Here is a 19,401-nt window from a genome sequence, read left to right as displayed (position 1 = left end):
GTCAGGCCGCCGGCAGCAGCGACTTGGGCCGGCCCGGCTGGGTCAGCCGTCCGGACAGCACCGCACCGGCCAGGCTCAGCACCCCGGCCGCGGCGAACGCGCCGAAGAAGCCGTGCGACGTCACGACGAGCGCGGCGAGCCCGATTCCGACCACCGCGCCGACGGCTTTCGCGGAATACAGGATCCCGAAGTTCTGCGCCGCCGACTCCTCGCCGAAGTATTCACGCACGAGGCCGACCAGCAGCGTGTAGCAGCAGCCGTTTCCGAGACCGGCGAGCGCGACGCCCAGCAACAGCCCGACGGCGTGCCGGTGTTCGCCCGAGTAGAAGAGGACGAACTGGGCAAGACCGCCCGCGAGCAGCGCGAACCGCAGGATCCGATGCCGGCCGAGCCGGTCGGCGAGCCGGCCGATGAGCACCCGCCCGCTGCCGGTCGCCCCGGCGAGCAGCGCCAACGCCGCAGCCGCGAGCCCGGGCCCGCTGCGCTCGGCGACGAAGGTCGCCAGGTAAGCGAGATCGAACAGCAGCACGGCGGCCGCGAGCACGACGACGAGGTAGAGCGCCGGCGTCGCGCCACACCGGAACAGCTCCGCCGGCCGGTAGTGCCGGACGGCCGGCCGCCGGTTGTGCGCCCGGTCGAGGGCCCAGGCGCGGGGCTCGGGCATCGCGGGCCACCAGTGTCGCGGCGGATAGCGCAGCAGGGCGCCGCACCCGGCGATCACGACGAGCACGACGGCCGCGGTGACGTCCAGGAGCGCCGGCCGCGCGGCCGGCAGTGCGGCGGCCAGCACGACGAAGGGCACGCTGCCGTAGGCGAACGCGCCGCTCACGATGCCCGCGCTGGGCGCGGTCCGGTCCGGGAACCAGGCCAGCACCGCGCCGACGCAGGTCGCGTAGACCAGGCCGGTGCCGAGCCCGCCGAGCACGGAGTAGCCGAGGAACACGGTGAGGAGGCTGGTCGCGTGCCCGAGCGTCACCAGTCCGGCGGCGCACAGCACCGCGCCGGCCGCCATCGCCGCGGGTGCGGGGAGCAAGCCGCGTTCCCGCAGCCACGCCGCCGGGAACGCGGTACCGGCCTGGCAGATCGCCCACACCGCGAGCGACAGGACGACGCCGCCGAAGGTCCAGCCGTGCGCCCGGCTCAGCTCGGGGACGATCGCGCCGAAGCCGTACTGCTGCACCCCGGCGGCGAGCATCGCCGCGGCGGCCAGCCAGGTGATCCACGTCCGCGGGCGGCCGAGCAGCTCCCGGTCGGACTCCCCGACGCGGTACCGGCGTCCGTAGACGTCCCGGAGCTCGCGGACTTCGGTCATCGTGACCGCCTCCTCAGCGCCTCGACTGCAGATTGTATGCAGTATGAAGTAGTCTGAGTGTCCGCCTATCGCGGCCGCTTGTCTACAGGGGTGCTCGATCGGCCTCACGAAGCGCTTCGCGGCGTCAGCTGCGACTCGACGCACAGCGCGCTCTCGAAGGGGAGAGAAAGGCGGCCCGGCGGCCATCGAGGGAGGAGGCGGCCACCGGGCCGTGCTCCGGCGCGGTACCGGCCGCGTGGAGCACTGCCAGTCTGGCCATCGGAGCCACCTCCGACAAGCTTTACCGGCCGGGAAATGTCCGCGTGCCGCCGGAGGAAGATCCACACGCGACGGAGAGCGGCCGTCCGGCCCGCGACGAGCCGATCAGGACAGTCCCCGGCAGACCCGGTCCACCGGGCGAAGAAGGCGCAGTGGGAAACAAACGAACGCGAGCCGGGACGAGTACCACGCCCGGCTGCCCAGCCCGTCGATTCGGCGGACCACACCCGCCGGCGTGCCTTTTCGCGCGCCGGGATCTCCCCGATCCCAGGCGCGCGAAACACCGCCACCGAACTCCGCCACCGTCGTGCTCACCCGGTGCGATCGCGCGGAGTTCCTTGTCCGGCAAGCAGTTCCGGCGTCAGGCCTTCTTGCGCGACGCCCGCTTGCGCGCCGGCTTGGCTTCGGCCGGCTCGGCGGCCGCGGCCTGGTCCGCCTCGAAGCCCGCGATGATCTCGCTCGACAGCCGGCCCCGCTCCGCGACCTCGTAGCCGTGGGCCTGCGCCCACTCGCGGATCTGCCGGTTGCGCTCGCGGTCGGTGCCCGAGCTCGAGGAGCCCGACAGCGACTGGCCGGTCGCGAGGCGCACCTTGCGGCCACCGGTCCGCCGCGCGACCGCGACGAAGCGGGCGAGCTCGTCCCGGAGCGCGGAGGCGTTGTCCTCGGACAGGTCGATCTCGTACGTCACCCCGTCAAGGCTGAAGGGGACGGTCTGCGAAGCCTCGCTCCCGTCGAGGTCGTCCACCATCTCGACGTGCACCCGTTGCGCCATGGTTCGTCGTTCCTCATCTTCTCCAGAACACGGTCGGACAGACCCTAACCTGTCGAATCCCGTCCGGCACGCGCGACACCCGGCAAGCGTCCACAATGGCCGCCGGGCGACCGCGTCGTCCCCGTCCAGAGTGACCGCAACGGAGCCGGAATGCGCGTTCTCCCGGCGGATATTTGTATCGTGATACAGTCGAAATCGAATCGGTACCCTGTTCGACACGATCCCGTCGACTTTTCCGCTAGTGCTCCCCGCGCGGCGTTCACCACGGCCGACGCACGAGCAGCACATTTGCTCGTCGATGCCGAGCCGATCGTGTCCCCGCACCTTCGGCCGACGCCCGTACCAGGCCTGTTCACCGAAGACGACCTCTTTCACCCCATTCCGGTATAGACCAGTATGTGATTCTGGGCACGGGGATCGATTCGTTCGCTTATCGGGACGCATCCCGGTCGGCTTCGGAGCCGACCCGGTCCGGAACGGCTCGTCCAGAGTGGACTCGACCCGTTCGCCCCGGGTTCGTCGGCCGGCTCGGGTCACCAGGTACCTGACGCGGAAGGCGATTTTCACCACATTGACGGATCCCGGCGGTTTCAGACCCGAAATGGGCCGGAAACGGTTACGCCGGCGCCGTCGCACCCGTCGCGGCGGACAGCGTGAGCTGTGGCGCACCTTCCCCTCCCCCGCGGCTGCGGAACCACACCGACGTGCTGCGACCGGCCACGCTTTTCACGCCCGCATTCCCGGCGGCCCGGAATGGCGGCCGCGGAAACGGGAGCCCGTTCGGCCGTCAATCCGGCAACAGGGGCACTTCGAGGTCGTCCGGGCGGCCGAGCAGGACCGCCCGGGTGACCGCCGCCTTGCCGAACCGGTCCCGCACCGCGTCCAGCGCCGTGTCGAGCTGGGTCGCCCGTTGCCGCTCGAACGGCAGCGCCGGCTGGAACGGATCTTCGTCGGCCAGGTTGGACAGCGCCGCGCCCAGCAGGGTGATGCCGCGGTCGGCGATCAGTGGGAGGGCGGCCACGAGCAGCTCCCGCGCCGCGGCGAGCAGAACGCCCGTGCCCGCGGTCGGATCGTGCAGCGTGTGGGAGCGCGTGACCCGGGTGAAATCCGCGAAGCGCAGGCGGATCGTCACCGTGCGGCAGACGCGGCGGGCGGCGCGCAGCCGGCGGGCGATCCGGTCGATCAGCGCGACCAGCACCACGTCGAGCTCGGCCGGGGTCCGCCGGCCGCGGCCGAGCGCCCGCTGGGCGCCGATCGACCGGCGGCGCCGCCCGACTTCGATGCGGCGCGGGTCGCGGTTGTGCGCCAAGGCGTGCAGGTGCCCGCCCGCCGCCCGGCCGAGCATGCTCACGAGGTCCACCGGCTCGGATTCCGCCAGCTGGCCGACCGTCGTGATCCCCCGCGCGCGCAGTTTCTCGGCGGTGACCTTGCCGACGCCCCAGAGCGCGCCGACCGGCAGCGGGTGCAGGAACTCCAGCTCCGCGTCGTGCGGGACGACCAGCAGGCCGTCCGGCTTCGCGACGCGGCTGGCGACCTTCGCGAGGAACTTCGTCCGCGCAACCCCTACCGTGATCGGCAGCCCGGCGCGCTCGGCGACGTCGGCCCGCAGCCGTTCGGCGATGTGACTGGGCCGTCCGCCGATCCTCGTCAACCCCCCGACGTCGAGGAAGGCTTCGTCGATCGAGAGGCCTTCCACCCACGGGGTGGTGTCGTGGAAGACCTCGAAGACGACCTTGCTCGCGGCCGAATACGCGGACATCCGCGGCGGCACGACGACGGCGTGCGGGCACAGCCGGCGGGCCTGCGCGCCGCCCATCGCGGTGCGCACGCCATAGGCCTTGGCCTCGTAACTCGCGGCCAGGACCACCCCGCCGCCGACGATCACGGGGCGCCCTTTCAGGGCCGGATCGTCGCGCTGCTCCACCGACGCGTAGAACGAGTCGAGGTCGGCGTGCAGGATGGGCCCCTCGTCGGTCATAGAACATATGTTCGCATACGCGGGCGCCGAAGTCCGCTTCTCCGTCCGCCGCGGAACCCCTGCCGCTGGTCGAAACTGAGCGTTTTCCCGGTTGTCCACCCTCTGTTGCCGCCGTCACACTCGACGGATCGTACGACCCGACCACTGGGGGCGACATGTCCGAGAAGTGCCGATGCGGCGACCACCACGCGTGGGCCAGTCCGAACCCGCAGGACCAGCCGGCGGCGGCGCGGCAGCCACTGCTGGCTTCGACGCTGGCGGGCGAAGACCACGCCGAGGACGACGGCCGGCTGGACGCGACCGACCGCGTCACGTGCCGCACGCACCGCCGCTGGCTGCACGACTGCGTCTCGTCCCCGGTGCACACGAACCCGGCGATCGGGTACCGGTGGTGCCGCAGGTGCGACCACCAGGCGCTGGTCGCGGTGGACGAATTGACCGGCGAGGTGGCGATCCACTGCGGGTTGTGCGGCCGCAGCCCGCGAAGCCGCGCGAACCTGGAGTTGGTGGAGTTGTGCCGGCGCAGCCTCGCGCTGGCCCGCTCGGGAAGGTTCCCGGAGACGGCTGCCGCTTGAGTGCTGTGGTCGCCTGACTGCCATGATGCGGGAGTGCCCGAACCCGGAACCACCGCGCTGGTGATCCTGCTACCCGGCGCCGAACCGGCGCTCGCCGCGGCCCGGCAGGTCGATCCGGCTGTGGTCCGTCCCGGGTTGCCCGCCCACGTGACGGCTCTGTACCCCTTCCTGCCGGACGACTCGGTGACTCCGTCGGTGCTGGCCGCGGTCCGGTCGGTCGCTTCGGCTTTGGCGCCCGCTTCTGTCCGGCTCGCCGAGTTGCTGACCACGCCGGAGTTCGTTGCGCTGCCGGCTCCTTCGCTCCAGCCGATCACTGATGCGGTGTGCGACCGGTGGCCGGAGGTCGCGCCCTACGGTGGACGGTTCGGTCCTCGTCCGCCGGCCCACGTGACTGTCGCCATGGGTGGCGACGAGGAGACGCTTTCGCGGGTGGGCGACGAAGTGCGGCCGCTGCTGCCGCTGACCGCTCGCGCGACGTCGTTGCAATTGGTGGCGCTCACCGAACACGGCTGGCAGCCGCGGCTGGACGCGCCTTTCACCGGGTGAGCCGCGCGCCGCGAAGTCACCGCACCGAGCCGGCGACCTCGCCCGCTGTCTCGCCGTCCAGCTTCCGGTACGCAAGCGCGATAGCGCGAAGCCGCGCGACGTCGGCGGCGAACGGCTCCGCCTGGGCCACCAGCGGCGGTTCCTCCTCCCCCGGCTCGTCCGGCAGGTCCCGCACCAGCCGAGCCGCGGCCGGCGCCGCCAGCTCCGGCGTCACCCCCGCCAGGATCAAACCGTCGTTCGTCTCGCTCATCGCCGTCAGCAGCCGCTCGCGGCGGGACGGGCCGCCCGGGTCGATGCGGACGATCTCCGGGAACCGCCGCGTCAGGTGCGCGCGCAGGGGCCGCAGCAGGCGGAGCGTCTTCGCGTCGCGGCGGCCGGCCGCCAGACCCGGGATCGACGGGATCGTCAGCCCCACCACGATGAGCAGCACCGACACCGCCGGGAACCCGACGTCGAGCGTGCACGGCAGCGTCGAGAACGGTCCGCGGCACAACGCCTTCGCCGGGTGGTCGTCCTGCAGCGCCCGGATCGTCGAGACGATCTTGCCCGCGAGGTAGGCGATCGCGAACGCCGAGGCCAGCAGCAACAAAGCGAGACCGGCGCGCAACGCGCCGCCGCTCGCGCGGACCGTCACCGCCGCCACCACGCCGATGTCGAGCACCGCCAGCCCGAGGTAGACCGTGTAGACGAAGACGTAGACGACCAGCGTCGGGTGCGTGCCGTAGAGCGCGTCGAACACGCCGACACCGCGCGGCAGGTCCTGCGTGCTGAAGAACATCACGGTCAGCAGCACCAGCGCGACGCCCAGCGCGACCAGCCGCGTGCGCCGGCCGCGGTCGCGGGTGCCGCTGATCTCCGCGACCGTCAGCCCGATCCCGTAGGCGGCGACCATCGTCGCGAGGTTCGACAGCAGCCGGCCGAGGCTCGGGTAGAGCTCGCTCTCGAACTGCTGCGCGCGGTTCGAGAGGAAACAGAACGCCGCGCCGAGCGCGATCAACGAGACGGCCAGGCCGGTGCCCGCCCCGGTGCGCCGGGCGCGGACCGCCCGCCAGATCCCGATGGCCAACGCGAAAAGCCCGACCCCGACGAACAGTATGTCGATCACGAGACGCGACTATCCCAGGAGTGCGGCCAGCCGCCTAGCCTGATCCGCCGCCCGGCCGGACGCGCCCGGCTGAACGGCGGGTGGTTCGCTCGTCGCCGCACTCATCAGCAGCACCGCGATCAGCTCGGCCTCGTACTCGTCGGTGCCGGTCGTCACCCGGGTCAGCAGGTGCGACAGCGCCTGCGGCGCCAGGTCCGGCGCGAGCTGAGCGGCTTCGGACTCCGACATCTGGCAGGTCCCGGTGTGCGCGCACAGCATGTGGGCGAGCTCGTGGGCGATGATGTGGTCCTGGTGCAGCGCCGACGTGTGCTCGACGTAGGCGATCAGGTCGTAGTCCGGCCGGGCCTGCCACGCGCCCGACGGCCGGCCGGGCCGGTACTCGACCGGCACGAGGTCGATTTCGCGCCCGCGCCAGGCCTCGAGGCCGTCGACCCAGGCGTTCATCGACCACGGCCGGGGCACCGGAACGGCGGCGAGCACGGTCCGCACCCGCTGCCGGGCGCGGACCCGGAGGTCCGTCAGGCCGCGCTCGTCGATGGGTCCTCCCCGGTCACCTGGCGCCAGCCGGGTGCACCGGGGCGCGATCACGGACGAGGTCATCGTAGCCGAATTCCCGCCGTCACTCCGGCTTCCGCCGCCGGCCGTCGCGGCGCCGTGTTTCGTCGTAGCCGGCGAGCTGGTCGAGCAGCGCCGTCACGGTTTCGCGGTCGCGCGGCGAGAGCTGCATGGCCCGCTGCGCCAGGTGCCGCGCCTCGGTGTCACGCCACGCGACGACGTCCTCGACCTGACGATCGACCTGTCCGGCGACCTCGTCGTCGAAGAAGTACGTCACCGGCACGCCGAAGAACTGGGCGAGGGCCTGGATGTGCGAGCGCTTCGGGTCCTTGCGCGCGCCGACGGCGAGCTGCTGGACGTGGGTCGCGGACATCGTCACGCCGGTCTGATCGGCGACGCCGTGCGCGATCTCCCGGTACGAGTACGGCTTGCGGTCCGGCGGGTGCACGGTCGCGATCAAGTGCGCCAGTCGTTCGGCGAAACTGCGCTCCTCGCTCACCACACACCACCTTCAGCCAGGAAACGTGACAACCATCAGCGTAGCTGTTCCGAAAACTTGACACAGCCTGTCCCGGAAAGACTACGATACTCCCGTTCGGTGTTTCGAAAACAGGACATCGGACCCCGGGGTGGCGCAGCGGCCGCGGGGCGAAGTCACGTGGCCGCTGGGGGTGGCCACGCGCCCAGCCCGCGTTCCCGCCGCGCCGCCCCACCTCAGCGCTCATGGGGGAGCGTAGGGCGCCGGGGACGAGGCGTGGTCCGGCAAAAGTACCGTCCTGGCACGGACCTCAGCCGATTGAGCTTCGCGCGGGCGAGCTGTTGCGCAGGCGAGGAACGTCGCACGTGGTTGGCCGGGCATCGCGTGTGCTTGGGCGCGCTTCTCGCGTGATCGGGCGCGCATCTCGCGTGATTGAAGGGGCATCACAGTGGACGAGATGCCGAGCATGCCCGGCGCCACCAAGCCGCGCTTCCAGCCTGGTGGCGCCGAGAGGGTCGAACTGTCTCCCGGGTTGAATTACCGGCGGTAGACGCCGAACTCGTACAGCGAGTAGCCGTACCCGGTACCGCGCTGGGTCGCGGACATCCGCACGTACCGAGCCGTGGCCGAGATCGCCAGGTCGTCGGCGCCGCCGTCGCCCGAGGTCGTCGCGTACACCGATCGCCAGTTCGCCGCGTCGTCGCTGACCTGGATCTCGTAGGCCTTCCCGAAGGCCGACTCCCAGACCAGCTGGACGTGGTCGAACGCCTGCCGGCTGCCCAGGTCCACCTGCAGCCACTGCGGGTCGGCCCACGCGCTCGCCCAGCGCGTCGCGGTGTTGCCGTCCGTCGCGGCCTGCGGCGGGTAGGGCGCGCCGGGCCCGTCGGCCTGGTAGGTCGACGCCGTGGTCGCCGCGCCGCGGGCCAGGTTCGTGCCCGGCACCGGCGGGGCGACCACGCGCAGCGATCGCGTCTCGATGCCGACGTTGCCGTGGCCGTCGCGGGCGTAGAGGTAGATCTTCCAGACCCCCAGCTGCTGCGGCGCGGTGACGGTGAACGTCCCGTTCCCGGTGAACTGCGCCGGGATCAGCCCGGCCGCGTCGTTGATGTACTTGCTGTTGTAGCCCATGGTGTAGGTGATCGCGTCACCGTCCGGATCGGACACCCCGGCCGTCAGGGTGAACGTGCCGCCCGCCGGGACGTCGGTGCTGCGGCTGAGGTTCATCGACGAGATCACCGGCGGCGTGTTCCCACCCGTCTGTCCACTGTAGATCCGCCGGACGGCGTACCAGGAAAGCCGCTTCTCGTTGCCCGTGGTGATGTTGAACCAGACGCCACCGAAGTCGCCCTCGGTTCCGTAGTGGAAGAGCGTCGCACCCAGCGCGACACCGGGATGCGCGAGCACGCAGTTCCAGGCGCTGGCGTAGCCGTCGCGCTTCTGCTGGTCGGTCGGCTCGGCCGGCACGCCGTTCGCGTCGTCCGGCACCTCCCACTCACCGGCCGGGCCGGTCTCGGTGATGATGTACGGCTTCGTGTAGCCGCCCGCGAGCCAGTCCTGCTTCACCTGGCAGACCTGGGCGTAGGAGTTGACGGAGTAGAGGTCGAGGCTCGGCGCGTACGCCTTGTAGTACGGCCAAGCGCCGGTCCAGGCATCGGTCGACGTGACCGGGTGGTGGGCGTCGATCGCGTGGATCGCCTGCGCGGCTTGGTCGACGAAGCGGGTGTAGGCGATCCGGTTCTGCTCCAGCTGCGTGCCGGAGTAGCAGTTCTGCATGCCGAGGATCGACTCGTTGCCGACGTTCCACATCAGTACGCCGGGATGAGCTTTGTAGGCAGTGACCCACTTTTGGATCTCGGTGAGCATCGTGTTCTTGTATGCGGTGTCCGTGGTGTAGTCGACGCAGCCGCCGCTGCCCGGACCGCCGCCGGGTTGCAGCCAGAAGCCGCTGACGACCTTGATGCCGTTGGCCGCGGCGGCGTCGAGCAGGGGCTGGGTGGAGCCGTCGGTGCCCCAGGTGCGGACCGTGTTGACGCCGATCGCGTGCAGCTCCGGCATCCGAGTGGCCGCTTCGCCGACCGGCGGGCCCCAGGTGAGCCCCTTCACGGTCCACGGTGTCCCGTCGACCGTCAGCTGCCAGTTGCCCTGCGTGCCGGTCACCCGCGTGACGCCGGGACCGTCCTGCGTCGGCGTCCCCGGAGTGCCGCTGACCTGGAATTCCCACAGCGAGTAGCCGTAGCCGCCGACGCGGTGGGTGCCGTAGAAGCGCACGTAACGGCCCTTGCCGGTGACGGCGAGATTCTGTATGCCGCCTACCGCCGTCGTCGTGCTGTACACAGTCCGCCAGGTACCGGCGTCGTCCGAGACCTGGATTTCGTATGCGGTCGCGTAGGCCGCTTCCCAGTTCAGCGTGACCTGGCTGATGTCCGCGGACGCGCCGAGGTCGACCTGCAGCCACTGCGGGTCGTTCCAGGCGCTCGCCCAGCGGGTGCCGGCGTCACCGTCGACGGCCGCCGACGCCGGGGTTCCCGCGCCTTCGCTGCTCGACGCCGTGGCGGGTCTGCCTTGGGACAGCAAGGTGGCGGCGTGCGCCGGGGACGGGCCGGCGAGCAGCGCCAGCACCAGCAGGGCCACCAGTGCCGGGACGGCACGGAGGAGCGACGGTCGGTCCACGATGACTCCCGTACGACAGGGGACGGAGATTGGAGAGCGCTCTCCGGCGCGTCCGATGGAACGGCACCGGCCCCCGCGTTGTCAAGATTCGGCGAGGAATCGGACAATCGCTGTCTCACGGCGGATCCGGGTGCTCCTTGACACGGCGGCGGCTCGGTGCGCATGCTGTGGGAGAGCGCTCTCCCATCCTTGGCACCTCACCGTGGAGGACCCTTGGCAACGAAAGCCGCGCTCCTCGCCTGCACCGCCGCCACCGTGCTGGCAGGCGCCTTCCTGACCGCGGCCACCTGGTCGCCCGCCGGAGCCGACGACCTGGTGACCCACCACGAGTTCCAGGTCAACTGCTCCCCCAGCCACCACCAGCCGGACGACCCGATCGTCTTCCCCGGGCTGCCCGGCGCGTCGCACGACCACACGTTCATCGGCAACAAGACGACCAACGCGGCCAGCACCACGCAGTCGCTGCAGGCCGCGGGCGTCGGCAACACGACCTGCCTGGCGCCGGACGACCTGTCCGCGTACTGGTTCCCCACCGTCTACAACGGCAACCAGGTGGTGCTGCCGAACTTCGCGCAGGTCGTCTACTACAAGTCCGGCATCCTCGACTACACGAAGGTCGTGCCGTTCCCGCCCGGCCTGCGCTACGTCGCCGGGACCGTGACGGCGACCCAGGACGAGTTCCAGCACGCGACCGGCGCCGTCGAGGGCTGGGAGTGCGGGGACAGCTTCCACAACTGGGACATCCCGGTGCAGTGCGTGCCCGGCAGCCAGCTCAACATCCGCTACCAGGCGCCGAGCTGCTGGGACGGCGTCCACCTGGATTCGGCCGACCACAAGAGCCACATGGCTTACCCGGACCGGGCGACGCTGACGTGCCCGGCCGGCCACCCGGTGGCGGTGCCGATGCTGGAGTTCAAGATCGCGTTCCCGGTCAGCGGGGACATGTCGGGGGTGCACCTGGCCAGCGGGCGCGGGTACTCGTGGCACTACGACTTCTTCAACGCGTGGGACCCGCCGACCCTCGCCGCGCTGGTCACGCACTGCATCAACGGCGGGCTGCAGTGCGACCCGCGCGGGTTCGACCTGTACAAGCCGGACCGCGGCACGGTGCTCGGGCCGAACTACCGGCTGCCCGGCCGTCCGTGAGACGGCTGGCTCTGGGGGCGGCGGTGGTGGCGCTGACCATGGGCGGGTGCGCCACCACCGGCCCCGCCCCCACCGCCGGCCCCGCCTCGCCCTTCAACCCGACGGACGTGGCGTGGCTGCAGCTGGTCGTGCCGATGACGGAGAACGCGCTGTCGGCTGCCCGGCTGGCGCCTTCGCGTGCGGCAAGCCCGGCGGTGCGCGCGGCCGCGGAATCGGTCGCGGCGCCGGAGGAGAAGCTGCTGGTGCGGTTGAAGGCGGCCCGCGACCGGGCGGGGCTACCGGCAGCGGATGTCCACAGTGGACATCGGATGCCGGGGATGGTCACGGCGGCGGACCTGGTGGCGTTGCGCACCGGGAGCGGTCCGGACTTCGACCGGCGGCTGGTCGCGCTGCTGCGGGCTCATGCGGCGCAGCTGGTGGTGCTGGCGAAGGGGGAACAGACCTCGGGGGCGGAAGCGGAGACGAAGCGGCTGGCCGGTGAGGTCGGCGCGGAGGGAGCGCAGCAGGAGAAGGCGCTCGCGAACGCGGCCTGAGCGACCGACCAGCAGCCGTGCCGGCACCACATCGGCAGAAGCGGCGGCTGTTTCAGGTGCCGTCGCGGCGCGAGGTGCACGGGGTCTGTTCGACCGCGAGGTCGACGTCCGAACCGCCGAAAGCACGGCCCGAAACCGACGCGCCCCCGCCGCAAAGAAGCTACGGCCCGGACCGAGGTCGACGTGACCGCGGATCGGGCCGTGGGGGCCACCGACCCCACAACGGTGGCCGAGCCGGGCGCCGTCGAGGCCACCACCCCACGTGGTGACCTCGACGGCCATACCGGCTCCGCCCGCCGGCAGTCTCAGTACGTCACCGTCACCGGCCCGCGCCCGCTGGGGGCCGTCACCGTCAGCGTCTGCGTTGCCGCATCCCACTTCCAGCTCTGCGACGGCGCCCAGCCCTCGCCCACCCGCACCCGGGAAGGCGCCGACGGCACGCCGAGGAACTTGACCGTCCACTCCCGGGAAGCGACCTGGGACCGGCCCCGGGTCGGTTCGACCGTCACCGTGTGGGCTCCGCGCCGCTCGGTGTACGAAATCCGGGTCGTCGCGCTGTTCTTCGACGACGTGCCGTTGTCCTCGTACAGCGAGAACGACCCCGGCGCGCCCGGCGCCACCGTCACCGTCGCCCGGCTCAGCGGGCTCTGAACGTCGTTGGGGACGTCCGCCGTCCGCGTCACCGTGATGCCGCCCGCTCGCACGAACACCGGCATCGTCCCGAGGTCCGACGTCACCTGCTGCGTCGTCCCGCCGGCGTACGCCTTGCCCGTGAAGTAGTCCGTCCACTGCCCCGGCGGGAACCAGACCGACGTCGTCGACGAGGTCCCGGGGGACGTCACCGGCGCCACCAGCATGTCCGGCCCGTAGAAGTACTCGCTCTGCGCCGCGGTGTACGCCGCCGGCTCCTCCGGGTACTCCACGTACGTCGGCCGGACCACCGGCACGCCCGTCGTCGCCGCCTGCTGCGCCAGCGTGTACGTGTAGGGCACCAGGTTCTCGCGCAGGTTGAGGAACTTCGTCGCCGACGCCTTCGCCGCGCCGGTGTACTGCCACGGCAGCCGGTCACTGTGGTTGCTGTGCAGCCGGTCGATCGGCTGGAACGTCCCGAGCTGGACCCAGCGCGCGTACAGGTCGTCGGGCAGCTTGAACGTCTGGTGCTGCTGCCCGCCCGAGGTGTACGTCTCACTGCCGCGCAGGCCGGTCGTGTCGTTGTGGCCGCCGATGTCGTGGCTGATCGGCGACAGGCCGGTCGCGGCCGACTCCGCCGGGGTGATCCCGACCTCCATCCGCAGTGTGCCCCACGTCGACGACGTGTCGCCGGTGAAGTGCACGGTGCTGCGCTTGTCGGCCCACGGTCCGGTCGGCAGCCCGACCGGGCCGCCGTAGCCGCCGGCCTGCAGCGAGCCGTACGCCCGCGACGTCACGAAGCCGCGCTCGACCGCCGGTGCGGCCAGGTCGGCGTACTTCTGGTTGATCCACGAGTCCGGCGTGACGCCCGGCAGGCTCGACTTCGAGGAGTCACAGCACCAGTCGAGCCACCAGAAGTCGTTGCCCTGCTTCATCATGTCGCCGTGCAGGTCCAGGTACGCCTTGAGCTGGTCGGGGTCGCCCCAGTCGAAGACGTAGCAGTCCGTCCCGCACCCGGACTTCGCCAGCTTGCCCTTCGCCGTCGCCTGCGCGCGGGCGAACTGCGGGTCCGAACCCATGATGCTCGGGTGGATGTTCAGGGTGTTGTGCAGGCCCTGCGACGCCGACCAGGCGAAGAACCCCGCCGGGTCCGGGAACTTGTTCGTGTCGACCTGCCAGCCGTTCCACGTGTCCGGCGCCTTGAAGTCGGTGTCGGTCACCAGGACGTCCAGCGGCACGCCCTCGCTGCGGAACTTCGGCAGGATCGTGTCGCGGTAGTCGGCCGCGGTGCGGTCGATGTACTCCGAGTACCAGACGCCGTAGGCCCAGCGCGGCAGCAGCTCCGACGGCCCGGTCAGGGTCGCCAGGTCCCGCAGGCCGCCCTTGTAGTCGTGGCCGAAGGTGAAGACATAGCCGTCCTGGTAGGGGTTCCCGCCGTGCGACGGCCGCTGCGTCACCTTCTCGGTGGCGGTGTCGTACAGGGCCGAAGGTGTGTCGTCGAGCAGGTACCAGCCGTCCCGGTGCAGGAGACCTTCGGTGAGCGACGGCGTCCCGTTGTCACCGTTGACACCGTCGAGGCCCCGCCGGTAGCCGCCGAGCGCGAGGTGCGGCGCCGGGGCCGCTGCGCCGGTGCGGGTGACCGCGACGGTGTCGACGTTGACGTGGCAGCTCGTGTCGTCCGGGCAGCCGAGGACGACGTCGTTCGTGCCGGCCTTGAGGTCGACCGGGACCGACGCGGTCCCCCAGCTGTCCCAGTTCTCGGTGATCGGCAGCGACAGCGTCCGGGTCACGCCGGACGCGGCGACCGTCGCGGTCCGGGTCTCGTGCCGGCCGTCGCCGCCGGTGCCGTTGGTGTAGCGGACGGACAGCTGGTACGTGCCGGCGGCGGGGACGGCCACGACACGGTGGGTCAGCGACGAGCCGCGGTTGAGCTCGGCGACGAACCCGCGTCCGGCGTACCCGGCGTGGTCGGCCGCGACCACGGCCGAGCCGGTGCGCAGGCCGGCTTCCGCCTCGCAGCTGACGTCGAGGGCGCAGCCGGTGAACGCGCGGGCCGACGCGGGCGGGAAGGGCGCGCCGGGCGTCAGCACCGCGAGGGCGTCGACGTTGACGTTGCCGGAGTCCGCCGCGGTCCGCTCGAGGCGGAGGTTGTGGCGGCCGGCGGTGAGGGTGACCGGCACCGACGCGGTGGCCCAGCTGTTCCAGTCGGCCGTCGCGGGCAGGGTGAGCTTCTGCGGCGCACCGCCGTCGACGGACACGCTCAGGGTGCGCGTGACGTGCTGGCCGTCCCCGCCCTGGCCGTTGGCGAACCGGGCGGTGACGTTGTAGGTCCCGGCCGTGGCGGCGGCGACGTCGGCGGTGGCCGAGTTGCCGGCACTCTCGAACCCGGCGAGGAAGCCCTCCCCGGTGTAGCCGGTGTGGTCGGTCGCGACGCCCAGCCCGTCGGCGGTCAGGTCTTCGGCCTCGCACAGCGCGCCGGTCGCGCAGGTCAGGTGGCGCCACGGCGCCGCCGTCACCGGCGCGGCGCCGGCCGTCGTGCGGATCTGGAGGTTGCCGGAGTCGAACGGCCCGGAGTCCAGCTTGTAGGTCAAGGTCGTCGCGCTGGTGCGGATCGTCAGCACGCCGTTCGCCGTCGTGGACGTGAACGGCGGGGGCGTGAAGGATCCCCGGCCGACGGCGTTGAAGGTGGCGGCGTCGGTGAAGCGGCCGTCGCCCGCGTACTCGGTGCGGATCAACGTCGGGGAAAGGACCTGGAAACGGGCGTTTCCGGCGGTGACGGTCTGACGCGCCGCGTGCCCGGCTTCGGCCGGGGTCGCGACGGTCACGACGGCGGCGGCGACCGCCAGCGCGCACGTCAGATGGAGGGTTTTCGCGGTTCTCGTCCGCACGGCGGAACTCCGTTCCGGTCAGAGGGACCCAGCCGGTTTTTACAACGTTGGAAAAGGCCGTTCAGATCTGAGCACAGCCATCGGCCGGATGTCCAGACCACCGGGCCAAACTGTCCGGACAGGCCGGGCGGTCTGCCCGGCAGGCCACGCGCACGGAGTACCGGGCCTTCAGCGGCCGGTGACGCCGTCGATCTGCTCCCGCAGGATGTCGGCGTGCCCGGCGTGGCGGGCGGTCTCGCTCGTCATGTGCGCCAGCACCCACCGCAGGGTGGGGAAGGTGCGGTCGACCGCGACCGCCACCGGCCGTTCCGGGTCCCCCGCCGCACGGATCGCCGCGTCGCTTTCCGCGATCGCCGCGCGGTACCCGGCCAGCACGTCTTCCGCGGTGAGCCCTTCGGGCACTTCCATCCCCAGGTCCCCGGTGTCCTCGCCACCCGCGACGTGGTGGCCGAACCAGACCCGCTCGGCCCCGGTCAGGTGGTGGACCAGCCCGAGCAGCGTGGTGCCGGAGCCGACCAGGACCCGGCGCAGCTGCTCCTCGGTGAGCCCGTCCGTCTTCTTGGCGACGCACTCGCGCGCGAAAGCCAGGAACGCCGTCGCGGTGTCGAGCTCGCCACCGTCGTCGCGCGGGACGGGTTTCCGCTGAGTTTCGGCCATGGCGCCGAACCTATCGCTCAAGCGGAGTCGCGGACCACGAGCTCGGGGTCGAAGATCACCGACTCCGCGCGGCCGTCCGGGTCGGCCATGCGGTCCAGGACCATCCGGGCCATCGCCGCGCCCATCTCCTCCACCGGCTGGCGGACCGTCGTGAGGCGGGGGCGGCAGCTCAGCGCCACCCGGCTGTCGTCGAAGCCGATCACCGCGACGTCGGCGGGGACCCGGCGGCCGGCCTCGCGCAGCACCGTCAACGCGCCGTACGCCATCAGGTCGTTGGCCACGAACAGCCCGTCCAGCGCGGGTTCCTCGGCCAGGAGCCGCTCCATCGCCCGCTCGCCGCCGTGCTCGGTGAAGTCGCCCTCGGCCACCGCGACGTACGCGTGGCCGTGGCGGGCCATCGCGTCGCGGAACCCGGCCAGCCGGTCCTGTCCCGCCGGCGTCCCCGCCGGGCCCGCGATGGTCGCGACCCGGCGGCAGCCGCGGGAGACGAGCCGGTCGGCGGCGAGCCGGGCGCCGTCCTGGTGGGCGACGTCGACGTAGCTGACCGGCGCCGGGCGGCCGGGCCGCGCGAACAGCGCCGTCGGGACGCCCGCGTCGGTCAGCATGCGCGGCAGCGGGTCCTCGGCCGGGTGCAGCGAGATCAGCAGGACGCCGCTCACCTGCTCCTGCCGCAACTTCGGGACGAGCTTCTCCCGCTCTTCGTCGCTGTCGACGAGCATCAGCAACGGGTGCAGCCCCTGGGGCCGCAGGTGCGCAACCACGCCCTCGACCACCCGGCCGAAGAACGGGTCGCCGAACACGCCGCCGGTGAACGCTTCGACGTGCCGCTCCGGCTCGGAGACCACCAGCGCCACCCCGCCGGTGCGGCGCGTGACCAGCGACCGGGCCGCGCGGTTCGGCACGTACCCGGTGGTCGCGATGGCGCGTTCGACGGTCTCCCGCAGCTTCGGGTCGACGTTGCGCACGCTGTTGACCACGCGGGAGACCGTGGCCCGCGAGACGCCGGCGACCCGCGCGACGTCCTCCAGGGTCGGCGGCGCCGAGGGCGGGTGCGTCGTCACCCTCCCTTTGTAGCACGCTGTGAGAGCGCTCTCCCAGCTTCGGGTCGAGGACATGCCGCTGACAAATGTCATGAGCGGCCGCTGAGGGACGGCACTGCCGCCGCGCGCCTCGCGCGACGAGCATTTCCGGCATGACCACGACCCGAACCGAGCCCACGGGCTTCCGGCCCGTCCTGCTGCTCACCGGCGGCTACGCCACGCTTTCCGTGCTCACCCTGCTCGCGATCGTCCTCTTCCGGAACGACCACACGATGGTGACCGACGCGGTCTGGGTGCGCGCCACGCTCGTCGTCGCCAGTTCGCTGCTGACGTTCGCCTTCGCCCGCAGCGCGGCCCGCGGGTCGCGGAAGGGCCTGCTCAGGCTGCGGATCGTCGCCGGCGTGATGCTCGTGGCGATCGTCGTCATCGTCGCCCTACCCGGGCTGTTCCCGGTGTGGCTGCGGATCGAGCAGGCCGTCTGCGGGCTGCTGCTGCTCGGCGTCACGGTGATCGTCAACGGCCGGCGGGCACGGGCCCGGTAGCGTGCCGGTGATGGACAGGACGGAGCCGGCCGACGTGCAGCGCTGGGTGCGCGGCTGGCGGGTGATGGTGCTCGACGCGGGCATGCTCGTCTACCCGGCGGTGACCGTGCCCGGCGTGCTGCAGCACTCGGCCGGGCACGCCGCGGTCGCGGGCTGCGTGATCGTCGGCGTCTTCGTGGGCTGCTACGTCCTCGCGGCGCGGGCGGCGGCGCGGCGGGCGCCGCGAAGGTTCTGGCCACTCCTGGGGGTGCTGGCCGTCCTCTTCGGCGCCGCGCTCCCCTTCGCCCACGCCGAGGCGTTCTTCCTCGCCACCGTCGTCGTGTCCCTCGCCGTGCCGCGGCTTCCGCGGTTCGGCGGCGCGCTCGTGGTCGTCGCCGCGCTCGCGGCGCTGGTCGTCCCGTGGGTGGTGTGGGGCACCGCGGGGTGGACGCAGGCGGTCGCGCTCGTGTTCACCGTGCTGGTCGTCCACGTCTTCGCCGAAGCGGTCCGCGCCAACGCCGCGCTCGTCGAGGCCCGGGCCGAGGTCGCGCGGCTGGCGTCCGAGGCCGAACGGACCCGGATCGCCCGAGATCTCCACGACCTGCTCGGCCACTCGCTGACCGCGATCACCGTGAAGAGCACTTTGGCCCGGCGGCTCCTGGACACCGACGGCGCCCGCGCGGGCGAGGAGATGACCACGGTCGAGACGCTCGCCCGCCAGGCGCTGACCGACGTGCGCGCGGCGGTGTCGGGCTACCGCGAGGTCACCCTCGCCGGCGAGCTCGCCCGCGGCCGCGAGCTGCTGCGCGCGTGCGGCGTCACCGCCGACCTGCCGACGGCGGCCGAGGTCGTGGACCCGGCGCGGCAGGAGCTGTTCGGGTGGGTCGTGCGCGAAGGCCTCACCAACGTGGCCCGGCACGCACGCGCGACGCGGTGCGCGGTCACGGTGACCGAGTCCACTGTGGAGGTCGTCGACGACGGCGTGGGCGGCTCCCCCGAGGAGGGCTCCGGGCTGGCCGGGCTCCGCGAACGCGTCAAGGCCGCCGGCGGGCAGTTCCGTGCCGGGCCGGTCCGGCCGCGCGGCTGGCATCTGCGGGTGACGCTGTGACCATCCGCCTGCTGCTCGCCGACGACCAGGAGCTGGTCCGCCAGGCGCTGTGCGCGCTGCTCGCGCTGGAGGACGACTTCGAGGTGGTCGCGTCCGTGGGCCGCGGCGACGAAGTCGTCGCGGCGGCGCGTGCCCACCGTCCCGACGTCGCGCTGCTGGACATCGAGATGCCGGGCCTGGACGGGCTCGCGGCCGCGGCGGTGCTCGCCGCGCAGGTGCCGGACTGCCGCGTCGTCATGCTGACGACGTTCGGGCGCGCCGGCTACCTGCGCCGCGCGATGGACGCGGGGGCGGCCGGGTTCGTCGTGAAGGACGCCCCTGCCGACGTCCTGGCCGACGCGATCCGCCGCGTGCGGCAGGGCGAGCGGGTGGTGGATCCGGCGCTGGCCGTGGCCACGCTGGCCGCGGGCGAGTCGCCGCTCACCGCGCGGGAACGGGACGTGCTGATCACCGCCCGCACCGGTGCCACGGTCGCCGAGATCGCGTCGCGGCTGTACCTGTCCGAAGGCACGGTCCGCAACTACGTCTCCGCGGCGATCACCAAGACCGGCGCGCGCAACCGCGTCGACGCGGTGCGGATCGCGGACGAGCGCGGCTGGCTCTAGGCACGCCGTACACTCCGGACCTGA

Annotated in this window: 18 protein-coding genes; 8 read left to right on the top strand and 10 right to left on the bottom strand. The window is 72.2% G+C overall.

Annotated features, from left to right (window positions below):
• Position 1: 1 nt before the first annotated feature.
• Together ACZ4TR_RS08580 and ACZ4TR_RS08575 are read right to left on the bottom strand one after the other, a co-directional pair.
• Positions 2-1,312, bottom strand: coding sequence for an MFS transporter (locus ACZ4TR_RS08580; protein WP_465286439.1), 1,311 nt, complete (start codon positions 1,310-1,312; stop codon positions 2-4).
• Positions 1,313-1,931: 619 nt separating this feature from the next.
• Positions 1,932-2,342 carry a histone-like nucleoid-structuring protein Lsr2 gene (locus ACZ4TR_RS08575; RefSeq protein WP_465286438.1) on the bottom strand — a complete coding sequence of 137 codons (411 nt, stop codon included), beginning with the start codon at positions 2,340-2,342 and terminating at the stop codon, positions 1,932-1,934.
• 386 nt (positions 2,343-2,728) lie between these two features.
• Between ACZ4TR_RS08575 and ACZ4TR_RS08570 the strand changes: the two genes are divergently transcribed.
• On the top strand, positions 2,729-2,890 hold the full coding sequence (locus ACZ4TR_RS08570; RefSeq protein ID WP_465287329.1) for a hypothetical protein: 162 nt from the start codon (positions 2,729-2,731) through the stop codon (positions 2,888-2,890).
• 239 nt (positions 2,891-3,129) lie between these two features.
• On the opposite strand, the gene dinB is transcribed toward ACZ4TR_RS08570, so the two are convergent.
• Positions 3,130-4,320, bottom strand: a complete 1,191-nt coding sequence (dinB, locus tag ACZ4TR_RS08565; RefSeq protein ID WP_465286437.1) for a DNA polymerase IV — start codon at positions 4,318-4,320, stop codon at positions 3,130-3,132.
• Positions 4,321-4,475: 155 nt separating this feature from the next.
• Here dinB and ACZ4TR_RS08560 point away from each other — a divergent pair, with 155 nt between their 5' ends.
• Together ACZ4TR_RS08560 and ACZ4TR_RS08555 are read left to right on the top strand one after the other, a co-directional pair.
• Positions 4,476-4,895 carry a hypothetical protein gene (locus ACZ4TR_RS08560; RefSeq protein WP_364523317.1) on the top strand — a complete coding sequence of 140 codons (420 nt, stop codon included), beginning with the start codon at positions 4,476-4,478 and terminating at the stop codon, positions 4,893-4,895.
• Positions 4,896-4,928: 33 nt separating this feature from the next.
• Complete coding sequence (locus tag ACZ4TR_RS08555; RefSeq protein ID WP_465286436.1) at positions 4,929-5,441, top strand: 2'-5' RNA ligase family protein; 513 nt, start codon at positions 4,929-4,931, stop codon at positions 5,439-5,441.
• A 16-nt stretch (positions 5,442-5,457) separates the two neighbouring features.
• On the opposite strand, the gene ACZ4TR_RS08550 is transcribed toward ACZ4TR_RS08555, so the two are convergent.
• The 4 genes from ACZ4TR_RS08550 to ACZ4TR_RS08535 all read right to left on the bottom strand — a co-directional run bounded on the left by ACZ4TR_RS08550 (position 5,458) and on the right by ACZ4TR_RS08535 (position 10,249).
• Complete coding sequence (locus tag ACZ4TR_RS08550; protein WP_465286435.1) at positions 5,458-6,546, bottom strand: hypothetical protein; 1,089 nt, start codon at positions 6,544-6,546, stop codon at positions 5,458-5,460.
• Positions 6,547-6,555: 9 nt separating this feature from the next.
• Complete coding sequence (locus tag ACZ4TR_RS08545) at positions 6,556-7,146, bottom strand: hypothetical protein (protein WP_465286434.1); 591 nt, start codon at positions 7,144-7,146, stop codon at positions 6,556-6,558.
• A 19-nt stretch (positions 7,147-7,165) separates the two neighbouring features.
• On the bottom strand, positions 7,166-7,600 hold the full coding sequence (locus ACZ4TR_RS08540; protein ID WP_465286433.1) for an XRE family transcriptional regulator: 435 nt from the start codon (positions 7,598-7,600) through the stop codon (positions 7,166-7,168).
• Between the two features lie 516 nt (positions 7,601-8,116).
• The gene (locus tag ACZ4TR_RS08535) at positions 8,117-10,249 is read right to left on the bottom strand and encodes a discoidin domain-containing protein (RefSeq protein ID WP_465286432.1); all 2,133 of its coding nucleotides are present in this window, start codon (positions 10,247-10,249) and stop codon (positions 8,117-8,119) included.
• Positions 10,250-10,462: 213 nt separating this feature from the next.
• Between ACZ4TR_RS08535 and ACZ4TR_RS08530 the strand changes: the two genes are divergently transcribed.
• Together ACZ4TR_RS08530 and ACZ4TR_RS08525 are read left to right on the top strand one after the other, a co-directional pair.
• On the top strand, positions 10,463-11,395 hold the full coding sequence (locus ACZ4TR_RS08530; RefSeq protein ID WP_465286431.1) for a DUF1996 domain-containing protein: 933 nt from the start codon (positions 10,463-10,465) through the stop codon (positions 11,393-11,395).
• A complete protein-coding gene (locus ACZ4TR_RS08525; protein ID WP_465286430.1) occupies positions 11,392-11,928 on the top strand; it encodes a DUF305 domain-containing protein in 537 nt (178 codons plus the stop codon). The genes ACZ4TR_RS08530 and ACZ4TR_RS08525 overlap by 4 nt, the downstream gene beginning before the upstream one ends.
• A gap of 305 nt (positions 11,929-12,233) precedes the next feature.
• Here the strand turns inward: ACZ4TR_RS08525 and ACZ4TR_RS08520 are convergent, their stop codons facing one another.
• The 3 genes from ACZ4TR_RS08520 to ACZ4TR_RS08510 all read right to left on the bottom strand — a co-directional run bounded on the left by ACZ4TR_RS08520 (position 12,234) and on the right by ACZ4TR_RS08510 (position 17,164).
• Positions 12,234-15,446: a TIM-barrel domain-containing protein gene (locus ACZ4TR_RS08520; protein ID WP_465286429.1), complete on the bottom strand. Its 3,213-nt coding sequence runs from the start codon at positions 15,444-15,446 to the stop codon at positions 12,234-12,236.
• Positions 15,447-15,614: 168 nt separating this feature from the next.
• A complete protein-coding gene (locus ACZ4TR_RS08515) occupies positions 15,615-16,103 on the bottom strand; it encodes a DinB family protein (protein WP_465286428.1) in 489 nt (162 codons plus the stop codon).
• A 17-nt stretch (positions 16,104-16,120) separates the two neighbouring features.
• Positions 16,121-17,164 carry a LacI family DNA-binding transcriptional regulator gene (locus ACZ4TR_RS08510; RefSeq protein ID WP_364523295.1) on the bottom strand — a complete coding sequence of 348 codons (1,044 nt, stop codon included), beginning with the start codon at positions 17,162-17,164 and terminating at the stop codon, positions 16,121-16,123.
• A gap of 131 nt (positions 17,165-17,295) precedes the next feature.
• On the opposite strand from ACZ4TR_RS08510, the gene ACZ4TR_RS08505 reads away from it, so the two are divergent.
• From ACZ4TR_RS08505 to ACZ4TR_RS08495, 3 genes are read left to right on the top strand one after another with little or no spacing between them, the layout of a single operon-like run.
• Positions 17,296-17,685 (top strand): hypothetical protein, encoded by a 390-nt coding sequence (locus tag ACZ4TR_RS08505; protein ID WP_465286427.1) that lies wholly within the window; start codon positions 17,296-17,298, stop codon positions 17,683-17,685.
• Between the two features lie 10 nt (positions 17,686-17,695).
• On the top strand, positions 17,696-18,772 hold the full coding sequence (locus ACZ4TR_RS08500) for a sensor histidine kinase (protein ID WP_465286426.1): 1,077 nt from the start codon (positions 17,696-17,698) through the stop codon (positions 18,770-18,772).
• Complete coding sequence (locus ACZ4TR_RS08495) at positions 18,769-19,377, top strand: response regulator transcription factor (protein ID WP_364523289.1); 609 nt, start codon at positions 18,769-18,771, stop codon at positions 19,375-19,377. The genes ACZ4TR_RS08500 and ACZ4TR_RS08495 overlap by 4 nt, the downstream gene beginning before the upstream one ends.
• Positions 19,378-19,401: the final 24 nt, after the last annotated feature.

This window comes from Amycolatopsis sp. NPDC028719 (assembly GCF_055565395.1).
This window is presented reverse-complemented; position numbering and strand designations above follow the sequence as displayed.

What these genes read in the sequence shown, in the direction of transcription:
- ACZ4TR_RS08580 (WP_465286439.1), bottom strand. Translation starts at nt 1,312, where the DNA reads ATGACCGAAGTCCGCGAGCTCCGGGACGTCTACGGACGCCGGTACCGC.
- ACZ4TR_RS08575 (WP_465286438.1), bottom strand. Translation starts at nt 2,342, where the DNA reads ATGGCGCAACGGGTGCACGTCGAGATGGTGGACGACCTCGACGGGAGC.
- dinB (WP_465286437.1), bottom strand. Translation starts at nt 4,320, where the DNA reads ATGACCGACGAGGGGCCCATCCTGCACGCCGACCTCGACTCGTTCTAC.
- ACZ4TR_RS08560 (WP_364523317.1), top strand. Translation starts at nt 4,476, where the DNA reads ATGTCCGAGAAGTGCCGATGCGGCGACCACCACGCGTGGGCCAGTCCG.
- ACZ4TR_RS08545 (WP_465286434.1), bottom strand. Translation starts at nt 7,146, where the DNA reads ATGACCTCGTCCGTGATCGCGCCCCGGTGCACCCGGCTGGCGCCAGGT.
- ACZ4TR_RS08515 (WP_465286428.1), bottom strand. Translation starts at nt 16,103, where the DNA reads ATGGCCGAAACTCAGCGGAAACCCGTCCCGCGCGACGACGGTGGCGAG.
- ACZ4TR_RS08505 (WP_465286427.1), top strand. Translation starts at nt 17,296, where the DNA reads ATGACCACGACCCGAACCGAGCCCACGGGCTTCCGGCCCGTCCTGCTG.
- ACZ4TR_RS08500 (WP_465286426.1), top strand. Translation starts at nt 17,696, where the DNA reads ATGGACAGGACGGAGCCGGCCGACGTGCAGCGCTGGGTGCGCGGCTGG.